Below are 21,930 nucleotides of genomic sequence, written 5' to 3' on the forward strand. Positions count from 1 at the left end.
CCGCACATTCCGGGTAGCGGCAGGAACGGTGATCGCGCTTCAAGGGATGGGAAGGGCCCGGCTACGGCCGGGCCCTTCCGCTGTTCCCCGGGCCTCGTACGCGTCGCAGGCGCATCCTCATACGCCTCACAAGCGCATCCTCATCCGCGTCACAAGAGTCCTCATCCGCGTCACAAGCGCTCCTCAGACAAACCTCATGCACGACCGGCATCGTTCCCGGCATGCACCCGACCGGTTCGACCGTCACGCCCGGATCCGCGCGCGACTCGTACGCCGTCCTCGTCGTGGACGAGCGCCCGCTCGGCCAGTCCCTCTCCCGCGCGATGCGCAGCTGGGACGTGCGCAGCCTGGGCGGCGACGAGGCGGTCCGGGCCGCGCGCGGGCTCCGTCCCGGGGCGATCGTCCTGGACGTCAGGGGCGGCGGCCGCTGCCTGCCCCGGCTGCGGGCCGCGCTGCCCGGCGTGCCGGTCCTCTTCCTGACCGCGCCGGACGCCCTGCCCGACCCGACGCTCGGGATGCGCGCGGGCGCCGACGACTACGTGATGCGGCCGTTCGGCGTGGACGAGGTCGTGATCAGGCTGCACGGCCTGCTGCGCCGCTCGGCCGACGCCCTCTCCGTCGGCGACCTCACCCTCGACCAGGAGACCCGCGAGGTACGGAGGGCCGGCCGGCAGATCAGGCTCACCCCGACCGAGTTCGAGCTGCTGCGGCTGCTCATGCGCCATCCGGGACGCGCGCTCAGCAAGGCGCACATCCTCGACCGGGTGTGGGCCTACGACTTCGCCGGCCAGGGCAACATCGTCGAGCTGTACATCTCCTACCTGCGCCGCAAGATCGACGCGGACCGCCGTCCGATGATCCACACCCTGCGCGGCGTCGGCTACGTGCTCAGACCGGCCGCCTGACGGCCCGCTAGATCCCGTCTAGCGGACGTCTGGCGGCCGTCTCGCGCCTCCTTGGTGAGAGCCCGGAACGGGCCGAGGGAGGTGGACGATGACGGGCAGGGACGACACCGCCGGCGGGAGCGCCGCACCGCTCCGCCTCGCGGTGATCATCGCGAGCACCCGCGTCGGGCGGATGGGCGAGACGGTGGCGAAATGGTTCGCCGGCCGCGCCCGCGACCGTCCCGACCTGGCGGTCGACCTCCTCGACCTGGCCGACTACGCCTTCCCCGACCGCTACCCCGAGCGCAGCACCCCCTCGATGCGCCGCTTCACCGCGGCCGTCGGCGAGGCCGACGCCTTCGCCGTCGTCACCCCCGAGTACAACCGCAGCTTCCCGGCCTCGCTCAAGCAGGCCATCGACTACGCCTACGACGAATGGCAGGCCAAGCCGGCCGGCTTCGTCGCCTACGGCTCGGGATCTTCCGGTCTGTACGCGGTCGAGCAGCTCCGTACCGTCTTCTCCGCCCTGCACGTCGTGACGATGCGCGACTGGGTCGGCCTCGACCTGCTGGGGGACGACGTGGCCGGAAGCGGCGAACCGTACGACACCGACGACCGCGCGCGTGCGGTCGCGGCCATGCTCGACCAGCTCACCTGGTGGGGCCGGGCGTTGCGGGACGCCCGGCGCGCCCAGCCGTACTGCTCATGAGAGGAACACCCATGCGAGACCTGGCGATACAGACCTCCGGCCTGGTCAAGGTCTTCGGCGACAACCGCGCCGTGGACGGCCTCGACCTGGAGGTGCCGGCCGGCACCGTCTACGGCGTGCTCGGCCCCAACGGCGCGGGCAAGACCACCGCCGTCCGCATGCTGGCCACCCTGCTGCGGCCGGACGGCGGCGAGGCCACCGTGTTCGGGCACGACGTGGTGCGCGAGGCCGACGCCGTACGCGGCCGCGTCAGCCTGACCGGCCAGTACGCCTCCGTCGACGAGGACATGACCGGCGCCGAGAACCTGATCCTGCTCGGCCGCCTGCTCGGCCACCGCAAGCCGGCCGCCCGGGAGCGGGCGGCGCAGCTGCTGGAGGCGTTCGGGCTGACGGAGGCCGCGGGGCGGCAGGTCAAGACGTACTCGGGCGGCATGCGGCGGCGCATCGACATCGCCGCCAGCATCCTCAACACGCCTGACCTGCTCTTCCTCGACGAGCCGACGACCGGCCTCGACCCGCGCAGCCGCAACCAGGTCTGGGACATCGTCCGCATCGTCGTCGCCCACGGCACCACCGTGCTGCTCACCACCCAGTACCTGGAGGAGGCCGACCGTCTGGCCGGCCGCATCGCGGTCATCGACCACGGCAGGGTCATCGCCGAGGGCACGCCGGGCGAGCTCAAGTCGTCCGTCGGCGCCGGCTCGGTCCACGTACGGCTGCGCGACCCCGGCACCCGTCCCGAAGCCGAACGGCTGCTGTCCCAGACCCTCGACGCGCCCGTCTACCTGGACGCCGACCCCGTGTCGCTCACCGCCCGCATCACCGGCCACGGCCGCGAGGCCGCCGCCGCCGAGCAGGCCTCGCGCGCGCTGGGCCGCCTGGCCGAGGCCGGGATCGTCGTCGACGACTTCTCCCTCGGTCAGCCCAGCCTGGACGAGGTCTTCCTCGCCCTCACCGACCACCCCGCCACCGAGACCGCCGAGTCCGCGACCGCGCAGGAGGCCGCAGCATGACCGCCACCACCGAGACCGCCACGACCTACTCCCCCGCCGCCGACGTGCTCGGCACCGTCCTGGCCCCCGGGGTGAAGCCGCCCCGGCCGAGCGCGTGGTCGGCGTCGGTCACGTTCGGCTGGCGGGCCATCCTGAAGATCAAGCACGTGCCCGAGCAGCTGTTCGACGTGACCGCGTTCCCGCTCATGATGACGCTGATGTTCACGTACCTGTTCGGCGGCGCCCTGGCCGGCTCCCCGACCGACTACCTGCAGTTCCTGCTGCCCGGCATCATGGTCAGCAGCGTCGTGATGATCACCATGTACACCGGGGTGGAGGTCAACAAGGACATCGAGAAGGGGGTGTTCGACCGCTTCCGCACCCTGCCGATCTGGCGTCCCTCGACCATGGTGGGCTACCTGCTCGGCGACGTCCTGCGCTACACCCTGGCCTCGACGGTCATCCTGGCCGTCGGCCTGGTCCTGGGGTTCCGTCCGCAGGGGGGCGTCACGGGCGTACTGGCCGGGATCGTGCTGCTGCTCGGCTTCTCCTTCGCCTTCTCGTGGGTGTGGACGATGTTCGGCCTGCTCATGCGGAGCGAGAAGTCGGTGATGGGCGTGAGCATGCTCGTCCTGTTCCCGCTGACCTTCCTCAGCAACGTGTACGTCGATCCGGCCACGATGCCCGGCTGGCTGCAGATCTTCGTCAACGTCAACCCGATCACCCGGCTGGTGGCCGCCGTCCGCTCCCTGATGGCCGGCACCCCGGACATGGGCGAGCTGGCCTGGGTCCTGATCGCGTCCGTCCTGCTCATCGCGATCTTCGGCACCCTGACCATGCGCCTCTACAACCGCAAATAACCCATCAGGACACGGATGCCCACCCGTGGCAGGCCACGCACTCACCGCAGTGCGTGGCCTGCCGCTGTCTCGCGTGGTCCCGCCCGTCTTACGGGGCGATTGCGGGCCGGTGCCGCCAGCCGCCGACCTGCCGTCCGTTCACCCAGGCAGGGGGCACCCAGGCGCACGGTTCCTCCTCTTCTTCGTCCTCGTCCGCCTTCAGCCCGACCGGCTCGATGCCATCGGCCTCTTCCACCAGGACGTCGAAGTAGCCGTCGTAGAAGACGTCGTCGAAACCGCGTCCCAGCGAGTCGGCGAGCCAATCGGCGAAGGAGATGTCCTGGGGGAAGAGAGCGTGGTGGAAACAGCACCTGTTGGGGTCCCAGCCCCACATCGCGCCTGCGGGGTCGCGGCAGTCCAGCAGTGACGCGATCCCGCATCCCCAGTCCATCAGCTGCACCATGCCCGACCACCGTCCGGAGGGCTCTGTTCGTAGCTCCAGGGCCGACGCGGTGATGTCCGGGTAGATGTCACTGGCCCAGAAGTCATAGCCGCGAACACCGATCACGCCGCCTCGTGGGCCGAAGCCGCCGTTACCCACCTCCAGATACAGGCGCCGTAACAGGGATGGCAAGGGGTAGCCGACGGCCTCCTCCGCCTCGGCGACGGCCGTCTCCGTAGCGGGTGGCGGCAGGTCGGGGCCGACGCTCGCGCGTACGGCCGCAAAGATCTCGTCCTCGGTCATGCTGCGCTTCGTCGGCCTTCGTGATCGTCAGAGGTGCCAGGTGACGGGGGTGGTGGGCTGGTAGCGGCAGGTGGCGCCGGTGGAGATGGTGGCGCGGAGGTGGGTGGCGAGTTCGGGATGGGTCTGGGTGAGCTTGCGGAGGGTGTCGCGGATTCTGGCGGTCACCGTCTTGCGGGCCCGTTCGGCTTCGTCGCCCAGACGGCGGGAGCGGCCGCCCAGCCCGGCGGCCGTGCGGAGCTCTTCCAGCAGGGCCGCCCTTTCGCGGTCGTACTCGGCCGCCCGGTCGTCGTCGCCGCGGTCGGCGGCCCGGTCGATCTCGTCGTCGAGGACGGACAGGCGGCGGCGGTAGTCGGCCTTGGCCTCCTCGTCGAGCACGGCGTCGCCGCCCATCGCGCGGGCGGCCAGCACGAGGTCGCCGCCCTCCGGGGCGAGCAGGGCCACGGCGGGGATGTCGGCGCCGGGGTGGCCGAGCAGGTGGTGCAGGTCGCGCAGGCCCTTGGCGTCGGGCATGTGGGCCAGCCGCCCGGCGAACCTGAGGGCCCAGACCTCGCCGTCCTTGCGGAAGTCGCCCGTGGCCGGCTCGGGGCCGGGGCTCTCGTCGCGTTGGGGGGCCTGCGGGGGCGCGGGCTCGGCGGCGGCACTCCCCCGCGGCGGGAGGGTGTCGAGGACGTGGTGCATGCCGAGCTCGGCCGCCTCGCGCCGGACCTCCTCCAGCAGGGAACGGGCCCGGCCGGTGTCGCCGCCGCCCAGGAGGGCCTCGGCCAGGCGGGCACGGGCCAGGACCGACCACGGGCGGGCCCGCATCCGGTCGGCCGACCGGTACGCCCGCGTGAACCCCTCGGCCGCCTCCGCCCACCGCCCCTCGGCCAGGTCGAGCACGGCGATCCACAGGTCGTAGGGGCCGCTGATGTCCCAGCCGTAGTAGGACACCGCCCACCGCCCCCGGTGCGGCAGCAGCGCGGCCCGCGCCCCGGCGGCGAGCTCCCGGTCATGGGTGGCGGCGGCCAGCTCCGCCTGGAAACGCAGCCACAGCGGCTCGGCCATGCGCCCCACCCTCGCGCCGGCCGCGTGGTGGCGCAGCGCGGTGCCGACGTCGCCGGCCTGCAGGGCGGTCAGCGCCTCCAGCAGGCCGCGGTCGGGGTGGCGGCCGGACCTGAGCCTGTGCAGGACGTCTTCCTGCTCCTCCACCCTGCCCTGGAGCCAGCGGATCGCCCATCGGTGGTGGTCGAGCATGACGTCGAAGTCGTGGTCCTTGCCGTCGAGGGACAGCCCCGTCATCAGCGACTCGGCCTCGGCGAAGCGGCCGGCGAGCGCGGCGACGATGCTGGCGTCGACGGACGTGGTGAGGTTGAGGTGGGCGTCGTCGGTGCTGCGGCCCCTGGCCGCGTAGTCGTGGAACCGGTCGAGGTAGCGGGGGTCGCCCTCCTCGATCATGGCCACCCAGCGCAGGGCGCCGGCGAAGTGTTCGAGCTCGCGGTCGGAGGTGCGCCGGGCGACGTCGAGCAGCTCGCCGGTCAGGGCCACCCGCTCGCCCGCCGTGCCGGGGCCCCAGATGATGTCGTGGTGTGCCCACAGGCTGAAGGCCAGGACGTCGTCGTCGCCTCCCTGGCGGGCCTGGGCGGTGAGGTGGAAGACCAGGTCGAGGGCCAGGCGGTCGTCGGGGGCCGGCTCGCCGACGAGCGCGGCGTGGGCCCGGCGCAGCCGGTCGAGGGAGTCGTCGTGGCCGTAGTGGGAGCGGAAGACCAGCGCGACGCGGGCGGTCAGCTCGGGGTCGCCGAGATCGGCGGCGACGGCGCCGGCCTCCTCGAACAGACGGCGGCCCGCGTCGCGCTCGCCGCGGTGGTGCAGCTCCCGGCCGAGGTCGAGGCAGACCAGCACGCGCCGGCGGGGCGTGGCGGCGGCGCTCAGCTCGTGGGCGCGGCGCAGGTGGCCGAGCTCCTCCTCGCCGGCGAGCCGGCTGCGGGCGGCGCGGGCGGCGGCCTGGAGCAGGTCGATCGCGCGCTCGGGATCGACGCGGGCGCCGGCGAGGTAGGCGTGCCGGGCCAGGTCGCTCGGCAGCATGCGGCGGGCCAGGTCGGGGGCGCCGTCGAGGGCGCGCACCACGGCGGCGTGCAGGTCGCGCACGTCGGCGACGGCGTCGTAGAGGGTCTCGCGGACGAGGTCGTGGGCGAAGGCGAACCGGCCGCCGCCCTTGGTCACCACCAGCCTGGCGATCACGGCGAGATCGAGGAGACGGTCGACGTGCGCGACGGGGGCGGCCACGGTGGCGGCCAGCACCTGGCGGTGGAACTCGCGCCCGAGCACGGCCGCGGCGGGCAGCAGCTCCGACACCGGACGCGGCAGCAGGGACAGCCGGCGCAGCAGCGCGTCGCGGACGCCGGGCGCCACGGCCGTGGCCGAGCCGCCGCTGCGCCACAGCCGGGCCGTCTGCTCGACGAAGAACGGGTTTCCGCCCGTGCGCACGTGGACCTCGGCCACCAGGTCGGCGGGCGGGTCGAGACCGGCGGTGCGGGCCATGAGGGCGCCCACCCCGGCCTGGTCGAGGCCGGTGAGCGTGATGGTGGTGGCCTTGGCGACGAGCGGGGACAGCAGGTCGCGCAGCGGGTGGTCGACCGGCTCGACCTCGGCGTCGCGGTAGGTGCCGACGAGGAGCAGGCGCTCGAACCAGGTCTGGCGGGCCGCGAACTCGAGAAGCCGCAGCGAGGCGGGGTCGGCCGCGTGGAGGTCGTCGATGACGATCACGAGCGGGTGGTGTTGCGAGAGCGCCACCAGGGCGGTGGTGACCGCGTCGTAGATCTGGAACGCGGAGGCGGGGTCGGCGTCGGCGGTGATCTCCAGGTGGGGCTGGGCGAGCGCCGCCGCCTCGCCGAGCAGGGCGGCCAGGCTGCCCCCGGCCGACTGCTCGGCCTCGGCCCACTCGTGGGGGGCGGCCGCGCGGCGCAGGGCGCGGATGACCTGGACCCACGGCCAGTAGCCGGGGGCGCTGCCGGAGTCCCAGCAGGCGCCGCCGACCACGAGCGCGCCCCTGCGCCTGGCCTCGGCGGCGGCGCTGGTGACCAGCGTGGTCTTGCCGATGCCGGCCTCGCCGGTGACGAGGACCAGGCCGCCGTGGCTGTCGACCACCCGTGTGACCTCGGCACGCAGCAGCGCGGCGGGGTGGTCCCTGCCGATCAGCTCGTGTGGCCTGGCTTCGGTTGGCATGACACCCGCACGTTATCCGCCGCCACCGACAAATCCGCGTCCGCGCCGCTACCAGGCGACCTCCAGCTCGGTGAGGCCGTAGACGACGTTGTAGGAGCGGAACTCCGGCGTGGACCCGGTCAGGCGCAGGCCGGGGAAACGCTCGAAGAGCGCGGGGAAGGCGATCTTCATCTCCATGCGGGCGAGCGGCGCGCCCAGGCAGTGGTGGACGCCGTGGCCGAAGGCGACGTGGCCGGGGGCGCCGCGGGTGATGTCGAGGATGTCGGGGTCGGCGATGAAGCCGGGGTCGCGGTTGGCGGCGGGCAGCGAGCACAGGATCATCTCGCCCGCGCCGATGGTCCGGCCGCCCAGCTCGACCTCCCTGGACGTGATCTTGATCGTGCCGGAGTGGACGATGCTGAGCCAGCGCAGCAGCTCCTCGACCGTCGCGTCGATGCGCTCGGGCTCCTTGCGCAGGAGTTCGAGCTGCCCGGGGTTGCGCAGCAGGGCGAGCGTGCCGAGCGAGAGCATGTTGGAGGTGGTCTCGTGCCCGGCGAGCAGCAGCAGGTTGCCGATGCCGACGAGCTCGCCGGTGGTCAGGTCGTCGCCGTGCTCGCGGATGAGCATGCCGAGCAGGTCCTCGCCCGGGTCGGTGCGCATGTGGGTGACCAGGTCGCGCATGTACGCCCGCGACTCGAAGTTGGCCGCCACCCGCTCCTCGACCGGCAGCGACAGGTCCAGCATGCGCCCGGTACGCCGCTGGAAGTCGGCGCGGTCCTCGTAGGGCACGCCCAGCAGCTCGCAGATCACCAGCGACGGGATCGGCAGGGCGAACGCCGACACCAGGTCGGCCGGGGAGCCCGCGGCCTCCATGGCGTCGAGGTGCTCGCGCACGATGTCCCTGATGCGGGGCTCCAGCCGCTTCATCCGGCGGATCGTGAACTCGGGCGTCAGCAGCCTGCGCAGCCGGGTGTGCTCGGGCGGGTCCAGGGCCAGCAGGTTGCCCGCGCGCAGCTCGGCGAGCTGTTCCTCGGTCAGCTCGGGCGCTCCGGGCATGCGGGCGGCGCCCTGCCTGGCGAGCCTGAACCGGTCGGCGTCGCCCAGGACCTCGCGGACGTCGGCGTGCCGGGTCACCACCCACACCGCCAGGCCGAGGAGGGTGTCGATGCGCTTGATCCGCTCCTGGTCGCGCACCTCGCCCAGCTCGGGGGCCGGATCGAACTCCACCCGCCGCATGTGCAGCGGCACCGCCGAGGACTCAGTCATGCAACGACCGTAACAAGTCCGGCGGCCGTCCTCTAGATCGTTCCCGATCGGTGATCCGGGCGGCGGTTTCGGCCCGAGCTTGACGTGGGACGCGCGGCGCTTGGAGTATGCCGCTGATCACCATGACGAATGGGAGCAAGCGTGCGCCAGACCGACATACCGGTACTGATCGCCGGAGGCGGGCCCGTCGGGCTGGCGACGGCCGTGGAGCTGGCCCATCACGGGGTGCGCAGCATGGTCGTCGAGCCGCGCGAGAGCGTGTCGTGGCTGCGTCCGCGCGCCAAGACCACGTCGGCGCGGTCGATGGAGCTGCTGCGCAGGTGGGGGCTGGCCGAGACGTTGCGCGCCCGCGCGCCGCTCGCGGTCTCCTGGTCGGACGAGGCGGTGTTCACGACGGGCCTCCTCGGCCGCGAGATCACCAGGATCGGCGGCTGCTTCGGCCTCGACCTGACCGGCTCCGACCTGGCCGCCGAGCCGGGCCAGCAGGTGCCGCAGCCGATCGTCGAGGAGGTGCTGCGCGAGGCCGCCGGTGACGCGCTGCTCACCGGCTGGCGGGTGACCGGCCTGCGCGAGGACGCCGACGGCGTCACCGCCGACCTGGCCACCGCGGACGGCGACACCCGCCAGGTGCGCGCCGCGTACGTCGTCGGCTGCGACGGCGCCCGCAGCGTGACGCGCGCGGCCATCGGCGCCCGCTACGAGGGCCGCCAGGACGCCAGGCCCAACTTCAACGTCGTCTTCCGCGCGCCCGGCCTGGCCGAACGGGTGCCCCACGGCCCCGCCGTGCACTACTGGGTGCTGAACCCGGCCCAGCCCGGCATGCTCGGCCGGCTCGACCTGGAGGACCTGTGGTGGTGCATCGCCCAGGGCGTCCCGGCGGAGGGCACCGACCCGGTACGCCTGGTCCGCAACCTGGCCGGGGCCGACGTCGAGGTCGAGATCCTGGCCACCGACCCGTGGACCGCGCGCATGCTGCTGGCCGACCGGTACGCCGGCGAGCGGGTGTTCCTGGCGGGCGACGCCGCGCACCAGAACCCGCCCTACGGCGGCCACGGCTTCAACACCGGCCTCGGCGACGCGGTCAACCTCGGCTGGAAGCTGGCCGCCGTGCTGAACGGATGGGCTCCGGCGACCCTGCTGGCCAGCTACGAGGCCGAACGCCGGCCGATCGCGGCGGCCACGATCGGGGCCGCCGCCGCCAACATGGCCACGCTCGCGCCCGAACTGGCCGATCCCGCGCTGATGGGCTCGGACGCGGAGTTCGAGCGGGTGCGCCCGGCCGTCGCGGAGGCGGTGCGGCGGACCAAGGACAGCGAGTTCCACAGCCTGGACCTGGTGCTGGGGTACACGTACGCGGGGTCGCCGGTGGTGGCCGGCGGGTGCGGCGAGCGGCTGCCGCACCGGTGGCTCGCTCCGGGCGAGTCGCTCTACGACCGGCTCGGGCCCGGGTTCAGCCTGGTGGGCGACCTGTCGTCGCCGGAGGCCAAAGTGCTGGTGGAGCGGGCGGCCGAGCTGGGCGTGCCGCTGCGGGAGGTGGACCTGCCGGACGCGGCCGGCTCACTGGCCCTGGTACGCCCCGACCAGCACGTGGCCTGGCGCCCGTCGCCGGGCCAGGACGCGGCCCACGCCCTGGACCTGGCGATCGGCCGCTCCGCCTGATCGCCCCCGGACCTGGCGATCGGTCGTCCTGCCTGATCGCCCCCGGACCTGGTGATCGGCCGCTCCGCCCGATCGCCTCCGGGCCCGGCGATCGGGCCGCCTGCCCGTGCCGGTCTAGGGTGGGTGCATGCGCGTAGTGGTGATCGGGGCGAGTGGGCACATCGGCACCTATCTGGTCCCGCGCCTGGTGGACGCGGGACACGACGTGGTCGCGGTGAGCCGCGGCAAGCGGGAGCCGTACACGCCGCACGGCGCGTGGGAACGGGTCGCCACCGTGGTCGCCGACCGGGAGGCCGAGGAGGCCGCGGGCACGTTCGGGCAGCGGATCGCCGAGCTGGAGGCCGACGTCGTCGTCGACCTCATCTGCTTCACCGAGGCGAGCGCCCGCCACCTGGCCGGGGCGCTGGCCGGCCGGGTCCGGCAGTTCCTCCACTGCGGCACGATCTGGGTGCACGGCCCGAGCACCCGCGTCCCGACGACCGAAGACCGCCCGAAACGCCCCATCGGCGAGTACGGCCGGCAGAAGGCCGCGATCGAGGCGTACCTGCTCGACCTGGCCGCGCGGGAGGGGTTCCCGGCCACGGTCGTCCATCCCGGCCACATCACCGGGCCGGGCTGGATCCCGGTCAACCCGGCGGGCAACCTCGACCCGGCCGTGTTCCAGGCGCTGGCCGACGGCGCGGAGGTGCGGCTGCCCAACCTGGGCATGGAGACCGTGCAGCACGTCCACGCCGACGACGTCGCCCGGCTGTTCGTGGACGCCATGAACAACCCGGCCGCCGCCAGGGGCGAGAGCTTCCACTCGGTGGCCGTGACCGCGCTGACGCTGCGCGGCTACGCCGAGGCGGTGGCGGGCTGGTTCGGCCGGGAGGCGCGGCTGTCGTACCTGCCGTGGGAGCAGTGGCGGGAGACCGTGCCGGAGCACGACGCCCGCCTCACCTACGACCACATCGCGCACAGCCCCCACTGCAGCATGGAGAAGGCCGGGCGGCTGCTCGGCCACCGCCCCCGGCACACCTCGCTGGAGGCGGTCGCGGAGGCGGTCGACTGGCTGGTGCGGGCGGGCACCCTCACCCGCTGACCCCCACCTGACCAGCGAGCGCACCAGGGCCACGCACTAGAGTCACCCGCCATGACACCTTGGGAGATGGCTGCGGTCTTCGCGGCCGGCATCGGAGCGGGAGGCATCAACGCCGTCGTCGGTTCCGGGTCGCTGATCACGTTCCCGACGCTGCTGGCCGTCGGACTGCCGCCGATCACCGCCAACGTCTCGAACAACATCGGCCTGGTGCCCGGCGGCGTGACCGGCGTCCTCGGCTACCGCGAAGAGCTCAAGGGTCAGCGCGGCCGCCTCCTCCGGCTGGCCTCGGCCTCCGCGGTCGGCTCGCTGATCGGCGGGCTGCTGCTGCTCAACCTGCCGGAGCGCACGTTCACGGCGGTCGTGACGGTGCTGATCGGGTTGTCGTGCGTGCTGGTCCTGGCCCAGCCCAGGATCAGCCGGCTGCTGGCCAGCCGCCCGCGGCAGGCGCACGGCGGACCCTGGTTGTGGCTGGGCGTGCTGGCCGCCGGGGCGTACGGCGGCTACTTCGGCGCGGCGCAGGGCGTGCTGCTCATCGGCCTGCTCGGCATCTTCCTCGACGAGGAGCTGCAGCGCGTCAACGCCGCCAAGAACGTGTTGTCGCTCGTGGTCAACGCCACGGCCGCCGTCCTGTACACGCTGGTCGCCGACGTCGACTGGTGGGCCGTGCTGCTGGTGGCGCTGGGCTCGACGGTCGGCGGGTTCCTGGGGGCGCGGGTGGGACGCAGGCTGCCCGCGCCGGTGTTGCGCGGTGCGGTCGTCTGCATCGGGGTGGTGGCGATCGTCAAGCTGCTGACCGCCTAGCCGGTACGCCTAGGCGGTCACCGGCTCGTCCCAGTCGAGGTGGTGGCGCTGCTCGGGGCCGAGGGCGCGCTCGGGGGCGAGGAACGTCCGGGTGGCCACCGGCATCATGAGCCGCATCATCGTGACGGCGAAGGGCCCGAGGGTCTTGCTGCTGTTGGTCCGGGAGGCGCGGGCGGCGACCCGCTCGACGCGGTCGCGGCGCAGCCGTACGTAGGCGTCGAACGCGGCGGGCACGCCGGGCAGGTCGCGCAGGCAGCGGGCGAGCTGGACGGCGCTCTCGGCGGCCAGCGAGGCCCCCTGCCCCGAGCTGGGCGAGGGCGCGTGCACCGAGTCGCCCACCAGCACCATCCTGCCGCGGTGCCAGCGCGGGACGCTCGGCATGATCTCCACCGTGCCGAGCGCCACCAGGTTCTCGGGGGACGTGTGCCGCACCAGCTCCTGCCCCGGCTCCTCGCCCGTGAAGAGCTCGCCCAGGCGGCGCAGCCACTCCCCGGCCGGCACCCGGCGCGCCTGCGCGGACGTCGTCGGCTCGGCGTGCGGGACGTTGCAGAACCAGGCCGTGCGCCCGTCGGGCTGCACCCAGTAGCCGAGGAACGCCCGCCGCCCGAACACGAAGTAGGACGCCTGCTTCTCGGCCGGCACGGCGACGTCGGCCAGGCCGCCGAAGTTCAGCAGGGGCACGTGGCGCGGCCCCGGCGCGGCCGGGTCGATCAGGGACCGGACCACCGAACGGATGCCGTCGGCCCCGACCAGGATGTCGGCGCTCGCGCTGCCGCCGTCGGCGAAGCGCGCGGTGACGCCGCCGGAGTGCTCCTCGACGCCGACCAGGCGGCGGCCGTACTCGGTGCGGATGCCGGCGGCCAGGGCCTGGTCGCGGACCGCGCCGTAGAGCTGCGAGCGCCACATCGCCTGGCTGGGCGGCAGGTCGGGCAGGCCGGCCAGCTCGCCCATGCGCCTGCCCGCGCCGTCGCGGACGACCGTGTGCGCCACCGGCTGGCCGACCGCCCGGACGGCCTCCTCCGCGCCGACGGCCCGCAGCGCCGCGAGCCCGTTCGGGGCGATCGTGAGCGTGCCGCCGACGCCCTCCGCGCCGCTGTCGTACGCCTCGTACAGGGTCGCCTCGATCCCCGCGCGGCGCAGCGCCATCGCGGTGACGCAGCCGGCGATGCCACCGCCGATCACCAATGCCGTGCTCACTGCTGTCATTGCCGACTCCCGAACATCTCGTGCCAGGTCCTGGCGTAGTCAGGTGCGCTGAGGGACTCGATGAGGCGGGCGACGAAGGCCAGCTCGGCGTCGAGCACCGCGAGGCGGTAGTCGTCCTCCACGAGGAAGACCCAGGCCACGCCGCCCGCGCGGGCGGCGTCGGCCGTCCGGGCGAGCTCGGCCCGCTGGGCGGTCATCGCCGCCGCGCGCCGCTCCAGCAGCCCGACGGCCTCGGCCGGGTCGAGCACGCTGATCAGCGACAACGCGACGCCGAAGTGCGGATAGTCCTCCTGCGGCGTCGAGACCAGCTCGCGCAGCCAGTCGTAGAGCTCCGCGCGGCCCTCGCCGGTGAGCTCGTAGAGCGTGCGCTCGGGCCGCTCGGTGTCGCGGACGGTCTCCCGCTCGACGATGAACCCCGCCTTGGCGAGCTGCTTGACGACCATGTAGAGCGAGCCGCGGTTGTACTTGAAGCTCTTGTCCTTGTCGGTCTCCTGCAGGCGGCGACCCAGCTCGTACGGGTGCATGGGCTCGACCAGCAGGAACGCCAGCACCGCCAGCGCGAGCGGGTTGGCCACCTTGCGGCGCTTCTCCATCGCAGTCCCCTTTAGTTGATTTCAACTATCCATCGTCGGCTAGTTGATGTCAACTATAAAGGAGTCAGCCCGCCATCCCCACGAAGAACGCCGCCGGGACCAGCGCGAGCGTGAGGACGAGCGCCCACCAGCGGGGTGCGGGGCCCGTCCGGAGCACCGTGATGCCCATGGGCACGAGCGCGACGACGAGCCCGGCCAGCCCGGCCAGCGCGATCGGGTCGCTGCTGCCCTTGAGCACGCCGAGCGGCAGCCCGGCCGCCAGCGCCAGCGCGACGCACCTGGCCACGCCGGCCGGTCCGGCCCCGAGGGCCCGGGCCCGGAAGGCGCCCACGGCCAGCACGACCCAGCCGCCCATGATGCAGACGTTGACCGCCTTGAACACGTGGAAGGCCCCGTACGTGCCGGCGACGACCCGCTCGGCCGCCTCCGGGCCGAGCGCGTCCACCAGCTGGAACGCCAGATGGCCCACCCCGGTGTGGAACACCCTGCCGAACAGCCCGAGCACCGCCAGTGTCACGCCCCACCTGGCCAGAGCCGGGTGGGTGGCGGCGATCACCCGGCCGAGCGCGGTCACCGCCGGCCACAGCAGCACGGCGCCCGCGGCGTACAGGCTGTAGGACAGGACCATGCGGCCCGGGTCGGCGGCGTAGGCGGCGAGCTGGCCGGGGAAGAAGTCGTCGGCGCCGAGGCGGACGAGGACTCCGGCGAGCAGCAGCGCCGGTCCGAGCACCAGCCCGGCCCCCTCCACCCAGCGCCCGGGGATCGTCATACGCGTGATCGTCATGCCTGCCATTCAAGTGACGGGCGCGTCCTGGCACATTGGCGCGGCCGCGAGGACCCGCACTCCACCTGGCACTACCAGGGCATGAAAGTTTCAGGCGTTCCCGCAGGTCAGCAGGGACGACGGGCGTCCTCGCATTGACGTGCCCGAACACGGCGGCCGAGCATGACGCCGCGTTCGGGCGCCGGGGACGCGGGCGGTCAGCTGAACGGGCGGGACATCTCGTCGAGCATCTCGGCCATGACCTCCCGCAACGAGCGCGCCTGGCGCTCCTCGACCCACAGGTGCGAGCCGAGCCGCAACGCCGTGAGGAACCCGGCCGCCATGACCTGGGGACGCACCGGGCTCTCCCGCTCGGAGATCGCCTGGGCCAGGTCACGCTCCAGCGCCGCGTGGTTGGCGAGCTGCCGGGCCAGCAGAGACGGGTGCCGCTTGGCCAGGCGGGCGCGCACGGCCCACTCCCGCGCCGGCTCGCCCACCTCCTCGAACACGTCGTCGATCGCCCCACAGAGCGCCTGCCAGGCGGTACGGCCGGCCGGCTGGGCGCCCACCTTCTCGACCAGGTCGCGGATGCGCTGCTCCTCGCCGTAGAGGACGGCGTCCTCCTTGCCGGCGAAGTAGTTGGAGAACGTGCGGCGCGAGATGTTCGCGGCGTCGGCGATGGTCTCGACCGTGACGGCGTCGAGGCCGTGCTCGCCGACCAGCCGCATGGCCGCCTCGTGCACGGCCTGCCGCGTCTCGGCCTTCTTGCGCTCGCGCAGCCCGCCGGTGCTGTCCATGATGCGCCAAGCCTACCGTCCGGGAATATATGCTCAGCGGGCAAACTTTCCCATTGGGCATTGTTTTAACGTAGGAGGAGGCCGCGCATGAGCGCACCGACCGTCCCGGCCGCGCCGCCGGGTCAGATGAGCCATCGGCAGATCATGGAGGCCCTGAGCGGGCTGCTGCTGGTCCTGTTCGTGGCGATGATCAGCGGCACGATCGTGTCGGTCGCGCTGCCGCAGATCATCGGCGCGCTGAACGGCACGCAGTCGCAGTACACCTGGGTGATCACCGCCTCGTTGCTGGCGTCCACGGCCTCCACCCCGATCTGGGGCAAGCTGGCCGACCTGTTCAGCAAGAAGCTGCTGTTGCAGATCTCTATCGTGATCTTCATGGTCAGCTCGGTGGCCTGCGGCTTCGCCCAGGACACCGGCCAGCTCATCGCCTTCCGCGCCCTCCAGGGCCTCGGCATGGGCGCGCTGCAGGTCCTGGTCCAGGTGATCATCGCGGCGATGATCAGCCCCAAGGACCGGGGCAAGTACAACGGCTACCTCGGCGGCGTCATGGCCGTCGCGACCGTGGCCGGACCGCTGCTCGGCGGCCTGATCGCGGACACCTCCTGGCTCGGCTGGCGCTGGTGCTTCTTCGTGGCGGCGCCGTTCACCGTGGTCGCCTTCCTCCTGCTGCAGAAGACCCTGCGGGTGACCCACGTGCGCCGCGAGGGCGTCAAGGTGGACTACGTCGGCGCCACGCTGATCGCGGTCGGCGTGAGCGTGCTGCTCATCTGGGTGACCTTCGTCGGCAACTCCTTCGACTGGCTGTCCTGGCAGACCGCGGCGATGGTGCTCGGCGGCGTCGTCGTCCTCGCGGCCGCGACCTGGGTGGAGACCGTGGTCAAGGAGCCGGTCGTGCCGCTGCACGTCATCCGCCGCCGTACCCCGGCGCTGGCCATCCTGGCGAGCCTCGCGGTGGGCATGGCGATGTTCGGCGGCTCGGTCTTCCTCGGCCAGTACTTCCAGATCGGCCGCGGCTACAGCCCGACCGAGGCGGGGCTGCTGACGATCCCGATGATGCTCGGCGTGCTGCTGTCCTCGGCGATCTCCGGGCGCATGGTGTCGAGGAGCGGGAACGTCAAGCCCTACATCGTGACCGGGGCGGTCGTGCTGACCGTCGGGTTCCTGGTGCTGTCCACGATGGACCACCAGACCTCGCTCGTGCTCATCGCCGGCGCGATGGTGCTGGTCGGCGCGGGTGTCGGCATGTCGATGCAGAACCTCGTCCTCGCGATCCAGAACACCGTGCCGCTGCGCGAGCTGGGCGCGGCCAGCGGGGCCGTGACGTTCTTCCGCTCGCTGGGCGGCACGGTGGGCGTGTCGGTGCTCGGCGCGGTGCTGGCCAACCGGGTCGCGACCGGCATCGCCGAAGGGCTGGCCAAGGCGGGCATCGACCCGGCCAAGGCGGCCGCGGGCGGCAGGAGCACGCTCAACATCGCGGCGCTGCCGGAGCCGTTCAAGAGCATCGTCAGGGCCGCGTACGGCGACGCCACCGGGCACATCTTCCTGATCTCGGCGGGCATCGCCGTGATCGGCGTGATCGCCACCCTGTTCCTCAAGCCGACCAAGCTCCGCGACAGCGTGGACCTGGCCGAACCCGCTCCGGCGGGTGACGGCAGGACCCCCGTCGCCTCCTGAGGCGCCGCCCGGGCGGGACGGGGCGGCCGAGGGCGCCGGGATCACCGGCGCCACCAAGGGCACGGCATTTGACCGGAAAACAGAGGGTTGACCCGCGCTGACCCGTGATGGATAACAGTATTCCGACAGGGGGAGTAAACCTGCACTGTTACGGAGACCCCGATGACAAGCCTGGCTTCTCCTGGGTTGATCGGGCGTGACGCCCAGTTACGCTCACTCGTCGACGCCATCACCGGCCCTCCGGCCGTCATCCTCGTGCAGGGCGAGGCGGGCATCGGGAAGACCCGGCTGGTCAGGGCCGCGCTCGACCTGTTGCCCGACGGCGAACGCACCGTCCTGATCGGCCATTGCCACCAGATCCGCGAGCCGTTCCCGTACGGCCCGGTGTTCGACGCGCTGCGGCACGTCGGTGGCGCGCTGCCCGAGACGGGCACGCTCAACCCGGTCACCGGCGCCCTGCGCGGCTACCTGCCGGAGCTGGCCGGACACCTGCCGCCGGTGCCGTCGCCGCCCCCGCTGGACGACCCGCGCGCCGAGCGCCACCGCCTGTTCCGCGCGGTGCACGCGCTGCTGGCCGCCGCGGGCCCGGCGGTGCTGGTGATCGAGGACCTCCACTGGGCCGACGACGGCACCCGTGACCTGCTGCGCTTCCTCACCGACCAGCCGCCGGCGGGGCTCGCGCTGGTGGTGACGTTCCGCCGGGAGGGGCTGCCGGTGCCGGGACTGCCGTTCGGGCGGGCGTACCGGCGTCCGCCGGGGGTGCGCAGCGAGGTGATCTCGCTGACGCCGCTCGACGTCGAGGGGGTGCGCCGCCTGACCGGGGCGTTGCTCGGCCGTTCGACGCTGACCTCCGACTTCGTCACGAAGCTGCGCGACCGCACGGCGGGGGTGCCGTTCGTGATCGAGGAGGTGGTGCGCTCGTTGCTCGACGACGAGGGCCAGTTACTCGGCGGCGAGGAGGAGCCTGAGGTCCTGGAGCGCATGGCGGTGCCGCTGCTGCTGCGCGAGGCGATGACCGAGCAGCTCACCGGGCTCTCGCCGGCCGCGCTGCACGCCGTGCACGCCGCCGCCGTGCTCGGGCTGCCCGCCGACGAGCAGCTCATCGCCGCCGTCTCCGGCCACCCCCTCGGCGACGGGCTGAGCCAGGCGCTGAAGGCCGGCGTGCTGCTCGAACAGCACGACGGCCAGTACGGCTTCCGCCACGCCCTCGCCCAGCAGGCCGTCTACGACGCGATCCCCGGCCCCGACCGGCGGCTCACCCACCAGCGGGCGGTGACCGCGCTGTCCGCCCTCGAACCGCCGCCGCTCGTCCAGCTCGCCTACCACGCCAGGCGCGCGGGCGACTTCGAGTCCTGGCAGCGGCACGGCCCGGCGGCGGCCGACCACGCCGCCGCCATCGGCGACATCCCGCTCGCCGTCGAGGTGCTGGCCGGCATGCTGGCCGACCCGAAGCTCCCGCACGACGCGCGCGGCCCGCTCGCGCTGCGGCTCAGCCGGGTTGCCGCGATCGGGCTGTCCTACCGGCGGGTGGTGCGCTCGTTGCGCCACTTGCTGGCCGAGGACTTCCTGTCCCGGCACGTACGCGGCGAGGCCCGGCTCAACCTGGGCGTGCTGCTGTCCAACCAGGCGGGCGTGGTCGCCGCCGGCCGCCAGGAGATCCTGCTCGCCCTGCCCGACCTGCACGACCGGCCGAGCCTGGCCGCGCGCGGGCTGGCGCTGCTGGCGATGCCCGCCTGGGGCGACGAGCCGCTGAGCGTCCACGAGGAGTGGATGAACCGGGCGGAGAAGCTGCTGGCCACGGTCGAGGACCAGGATCCCGAGCTGACCGCCGCCGTGCACGCCAACAAGATCAGCCTGGCCATGATGCTCGGCTCGCCGGACGCCTTCGACCTGGCCGCGACGCTGCCCGCGAACGACCCGTCGGCGGCGGTGCGCAGGCAGGTGGCGCGCGGCTACTCCAACCTGTTCGACGCGGCCATCGCGCTCGGCCACTACGCGGCGGCCGAGCGCTTCGCCGACCAGAGCAGGCGCATCGCCGAGGAGACGGGCGCGCAGTACCCGGTGTTCCTGGTGGAGATGTCCTCGATCCGGCTCGCCCTGCTCACCGGCCGCTGGGAGGGCCTGCGGGAACGGGCCGTCGCGGCGGTCGAGATGACGGCCGAGGCGCCGCTGCTGGCCGTGGACGCCCGGCTCGCGCTGGGCATGCTGGCCCTGGCCAGGGGCGAGTGGGAGGAGGCCGCCGAGCACCTGCTGGCGGCGGGGGTCAACGACCTCGAGTCAGGGTTCCTGCCGGTCGCCGCCGTGGCCTCGGGCGGCCTGATCGAGCTGCACCTGACCCGCGACTGCCCGCACGAGGCGCTGGCCGAGGCCGAGCGTGCGGTGGCCAGGCTGCGGCGCAAGGGCATGTGGGTGTGGGGCGACCAGCTCGTGCCGCCGGCCGTGGCGGCGCTGCTGAAGGCCGGGCGGGCGGAGGAGGCCGAGGAGCTGGTGGCCGAGTTCGCGGCGGGCATCGAGGGCCGCGACGCCCCCTCCGCGCACGCCGGCCTCGACGCGGCGGCGGGCTCGCTGGCCCTGGACCGGGGCGCGTACGAGGAGGCGGCCAGGTGTTTCGCCAGGGCGCGGGCCGCGTACGAGGCGATGCCCAGGCCCTACAGCGTGGCCAGGACGGCCGAGTCCGAGGCGGCGGCCCGGCTGGCGATGGGCGACCGGGCACGGGCCGCCGACCTGATCGCGGACGCCTGCGAACGGTACGCCGGCCTGGGCGCGACCCACGACGCCGCCCGCTGCCGCCACCTGCTGCGCGAGATCGGGCCGGGCAGCGCGCCGCGCCGGGGCAGGAAGGGCCGCAGCGGGGTGTTGTCGCCGCGGGAGGCCGAGGTGGCCAGGCTGGTCGCGCTGGGCCGGACGAACAGGGAGATCGCCGAGGTGCTGTTCCTGTCGCGGCGGACGGTGGACACGCACGTCGCGCGGGTGCTGCAGAAGCTCGGCGTGCGCACCCGCAACGACGTGAAGGAGCCCCGGCCGGATGACCGGCCGGGGCTCGCTACCCCTGATTCCGATGGTTAGACCGTGATGCTCCAGCTGTCCAGGAAGCCGGTGTCACCGAGGTAGACGTCCTCGATGTCGAGCGTCCAGGTGCCGGCGGCCTGCTGGCTGACCGGGATCGAGAAGGTCCTGGTGCCGTACTGCGTGCAGGTGGTGCCGCCGTAGGCGTCGACCACGTACCAGGTGCCGCTCGGGCCGCGGAGCCAGATGTCGAGGTCCTCGGCGCAGGTGTGGCTGATCGTGATGGACACCTTGACCGGGGAGGCCGCGGTGCCCGTCGCGGTGGACGTGATCGAGCTCTGGGTGTTGGAGTAGTCCCTGATCTGGTAGTCGGTGTCGTTGGTGAACGTCCGGCCACCCGAGGTGCCCTGGACGGTCAGCGCGTACGACGTGGTGTGCGTCGCCGTCTCGCCGGTGCCGGTCACGGTGATCGTGTAGCTGCCCGCCGGGGTGGTGGGCGAGGTCGCGATCGACAGGCTGGACGAGCCGCCCGACGTGATGCTGGCCGGGTTGAACGAGGCCGTGGCGCCGGTCGGCAGGCCGCTCGCGGACAGGTTCACCGTCTGGGCGGTCCCGTTCGTGGTGGTCGAGCCGATCGTCGTCGTGGCGGTGGAGCCGGCCTGCACCGTGCCCGAGCCGGGGTTGGCGGAGAGCGAGAAGTCACGCGGCTGGGTGGTGCCGCCGACCGCCTGCTTCCAGATCGCGTACGCCGCGGCGTCCGCCGCCCGGTCGAGGACGGTGTCGTTGATGTTGGAGGTGGTGTCGCAGGAGGAGTGGTAGCAGGAGTCGTAGGCCCGGTTGGCCGTGCCGCCCCACTTGGTCGCCTGCGCCGAGGTCTTGATGGCGCTCGCGCCCGCCGCCACGCCCGAGCTGGCGATGCCGGCGTTGCGGAAGGAGGCGTCGTCGGAGCGGTTGGCGCCCTCGGTGTTCTCCTCCGGCTGCAGGCTCAGCTTGTCGTAGAACTCCTTCAGGAAGGACGCGCCGGTGGTGGTGATGTTGTTGATGAAGTAACCACCGTTGGGCGAGCCGACCATGTCGTAGTTGTAGTAGACCTTGATCTTCGACCGCTCGGTCGAGCTGAGCGAGGCGACGTAGGCCTCGGAGCCGTTCAGGCCCTGCTCCTCGTCGGTCCACCAGCCGAACCGCACGTGCTTGGTGAGCGTGGGGTTCTTCTGGGCCAGGGTCAGCGCGACCTCCAGGAGGGTGGCCGAGCCGGAGCCGTTGTCGTTGATGCCCGGTCCCGCGGACACGCTGTCCAGGTGGGCGCCGGACATGATGACCTGGTTGGCGTCGCCGCCGGGCCAGTCGGCGATCAGGTTGGGGCCGGCGCCGCTGGTGCAGTAGGAGACGCTGCAGGACTGGCGGGTCACGGTGTACCCGGCCGCCTGGAGCTTCTGCTCGACGTAGGAGACCGACTGCAGGTAGCCCTGGCCGGTGGACCTGCGGTTGCCGCCGTTCGCGGTGGCGATGCTCTGGAACTGCGCCAGGTGCGTCTTGACGTTGGCGACGCTGACGTCAGGCGGGTCCTGGCCGCCGGGGCCGCCGGTGCCGACCGTCAGGGTGAAGGTCGCGGTGTGCGTGGTGGAGCCGGTGCCCGTGATGGTGATCGGGTAGGTGCCCTGGGCCGTGGAGGCGCCGACCGACAGGGTCAGCGTGGAGGAGTTGCCGGAGGTCACCGAGGCCGGGTTGAAGCTGG

The 21,930-nt window shown here is 73.1% G+C and carries 17 protein-coding genes; 9 read left to right on the forward strand and 8 right to left on the reverse strand.

The window, feature by feature from the left end:
- Positions 1-221 precede the first annotated feature (221 nt).
- The 4 genes from ABZ459_RS42890 to ABZ459_RS42905 all read left to right on the forward strand — a co-directional run bounded on the left by ABZ459_RS42890 (position 222) and on the right by ABZ459_RS42905 (position 3,445).
- Positions 222-905 carry a response regulator transcription factor gene (locus ABZ459_RS42890; RefSeq protein ID WP_357983746.1) on the forward strand — a complete coding sequence of 228 codons (684 nt, stop codon included), beginning with the start codon at positions 222-224 and terminating at the stop codon, positions 903-905.
- Positions 906-993: 88 nt separating this feature from the next.
- On the forward strand, positions 994-1,593 hold the full coding sequence (locus ABZ459_RS42895; RefSeq protein WP_357983749.1) for an NAD(P)H-dependent oxidoreductase: 600 nt from the start codon (positions 994-996) through the stop codon (positions 1,591-1,593).
- Positions 1,594-1,604: 11 nt separating this feature from the next.
- Positions 1,605-2,606, forward strand: coding sequence for an ATP-binding cassette domain-containing protein (locus ABZ459_RS42900; RefSeq protein ID WP_357983752.1), 1,002 nt, complete (start codon positions 1,605-1,607; stop codon positions 2,604-2,606).
- On the forward strand, positions 2,603-3,445 hold the full coding sequence (locus ABZ459_RS42905; RefSeq protein ID WP_357983755.1) for an ABC transporter permease: 843 nt from the start codon (positions 2,603-2,605) through the stop codon (positions 3,443-3,445). Before ABZ459_RS42900 ends, ABZ459_RS42905 begins: the two co-directional genes overlap by 4 nt.
- An 88-nt stretch (positions 3,446-3,533) precedes the next feature.
- On the opposite strand, the gene ABZ459_RS42910 is transcribed toward ABZ459_RS42905, so the two are convergent.
- The 3 genes from ABZ459_RS42910 to ABZ459_RS42920 are packed head-to-tail and all read right to left on the reverse strand — an operon-like array spanning position 3,534 to position 8,615.
- On the reverse strand, positions 3,534-4,169 hold the full coding sequence (locus ABZ459_RS42910; RefSeq protein ID WP_357983758.1) for an SMI1/KNR4 family protein: 636 nt from the start codon (positions 4,167-4,169) through the stop codon (positions 3,534-3,536).
- Positions 4,170-4,196: 27 nt separating this feature from the next.
- Entirely contained in the window at positions 4,197-7,370 is a 3,174-nt protein-coding gene (locus ABZ459_RS42915; RefSeq protein WP_357983761.1) for an AAA family ATPase, read from the reverse strand.
- 48 nt (positions 7,371-7,418) lie between these two features.
- Positions 7,419-8,615: a cytochrome P450 gene (locus ABZ459_RS42920; protein ID WP_357983764.1), complete on the reverse strand. Its 1,197-nt coding sequence runs from the start codon at positions 8,613-8,615 to the stop codon at positions 7,419-7,421.
- Positions 8,616-8,756: 141 nt separating this feature from the next.
- Between ABZ459_RS42920 and ABZ459_RS42925 the strand changes: the two genes are divergently transcribed.
- From ABZ459_RS42925 to ABZ459_RS42935, 3 genes are all read left to right on the forward strand, one after another.
- Positions 8,757-10,274 (forward strand): FAD-dependent monooxygenase, encoded by a 1,518-nt coding sequence (locus tag ABZ459_RS42925; protein WP_357983768.1) that lies wholly within the window; start codon positions 8,757-8,759, stop codon positions 10,272-10,274.
- A gap of 127 nt (positions 10,275-10,401) precedes the next feature.
- Positions 10,402-11,355, forward strand: coding sequence for an NAD(P)-dependent oxidoreductase (locus ABZ459_RS42930; RefSeq protein ID WP_357983772.1), 954 nt, complete (start codon positions 10,402-10,404; stop codon positions 11,353-11,355).
- Between the two features lie 51 nt (positions 11,356-11,406).
- The gene (locus ABZ459_RS42935) at positions 11,407-12,156 is read left to right on the forward strand and encodes a sulfite exporter TauE/SafE family protein (RefSeq protein ID WP_357983775.1); all 750 of its coding nucleotides are present in this window, start codon (positions 11,407-11,409) and stop codon (positions 12,154-12,156) included.
- Positions 12,157-12,165: 9 nt separating this feature from the next.
- Here ABZ459_RS42935 and ABZ459_RS42940 read toward each other — a convergent pair whose 3' ends face one another.
- The 4 genes from ABZ459_RS42940 to ABZ459_RS42955 all read right to left on the reverse strand — a co-directional run bounded on the left by ABZ459_RS42940 (position 12,166) and on the right by ABZ459_RS42955 (position 15,515).
- Positions 12,166-13,362, reverse strand: coding sequence for an FAD-dependent monooxygenase (locus ABZ459_RS42940; protein WP_357983778.1), 1,197 nt, complete (start codon positions 13,360-13,362; stop codon positions 12,166-12,168).
- A complete protein-coding gene (locus ABZ459_RS42945) occupies positions 13,359-13,955 on the reverse strand; it encodes a PadR family transcriptional regulator (protein ID WP_357983781.1) in 597 nt (198 codons plus the stop codon). Before ABZ459_RS42945 ends, ABZ459_RS42940 begins: the two co-directional genes overlap by 4 nt.
- Before the next feature lie 64 nt (positions 13,956-14,019).
- The gene (locus tag ABZ459_RS42950; RefSeq protein ID WP_357983784.1) at positions 14,020-14,739 is read right to left on the reverse strand and encodes a hypothetical protein; all 720 of its coding nucleotides are present in this window, start codon (positions 14,737-14,739) and stop codon (positions 14,020-14,022) included.
- A 197-nt stretch (positions 14,740-14,936) separates the two neighbouring features.
- Positions 14,937-15,515, reverse strand: coding sequence for a helix-turn-helix domain-containing protein (locus ABZ459_RS42955; RefSeq protein ID WP_357983787.1), 579 nt, complete (start codon positions 15,513-15,515; stop codon positions 14,937-14,939).
- Positions 15,516-15,659: 144 nt separating this feature from the next.
- On the opposite strand from ABZ459_RS42955, the gene ABZ459_RS42960 reads away from it, so the two are divergent.
- Positions 15,660-17,189: an MDR family MFS transporter gene (locus ABZ459_RS42960; RefSeq protein ID WP_357983796.1), complete on the forward strand. Its 1,530-nt coding sequence runs from the start codon at positions 15,660-15,662 to the stop codon at positions 17,187-17,189.
- Between the two features lie 162 nt (positions 17,190-17,351).
- Positions 17,352-20,255: an AAA family ATPase gene (locus ABZ459_RS42965; RefSeq protein WP_357983790.1), complete on the forward strand. Its 2,904-nt coding sequence runs from the start codon at positions 17,352-17,354 to the stop codon at positions 20,253-20,255.
- Here ABZ459_RS42965 and ABZ459_RS42970 read toward each other — a convergent pair.
- Positions 20,252-21,930 (reverse strand): M28 family peptidase (locus ABZ459_RS42970; RefSeq protein WP_357983793.1); only part of this gene is annotated, 1,679 nt, incomplete at its 5' end. The two genes, ABZ459_RS42965 and ABZ459_RS42970, sit on opposite strands and share 4 nt — an antisense overlap.

The sequence above is a fragment of the Nonomuraea sp. NPDC005692 genome (assembly GCF_040631115.1).
Lineage (GTDB): Bacteria > Actinomycetota > Actinomycetes > Streptosporangiales > Streptosporangiaceae > Nonomuraea.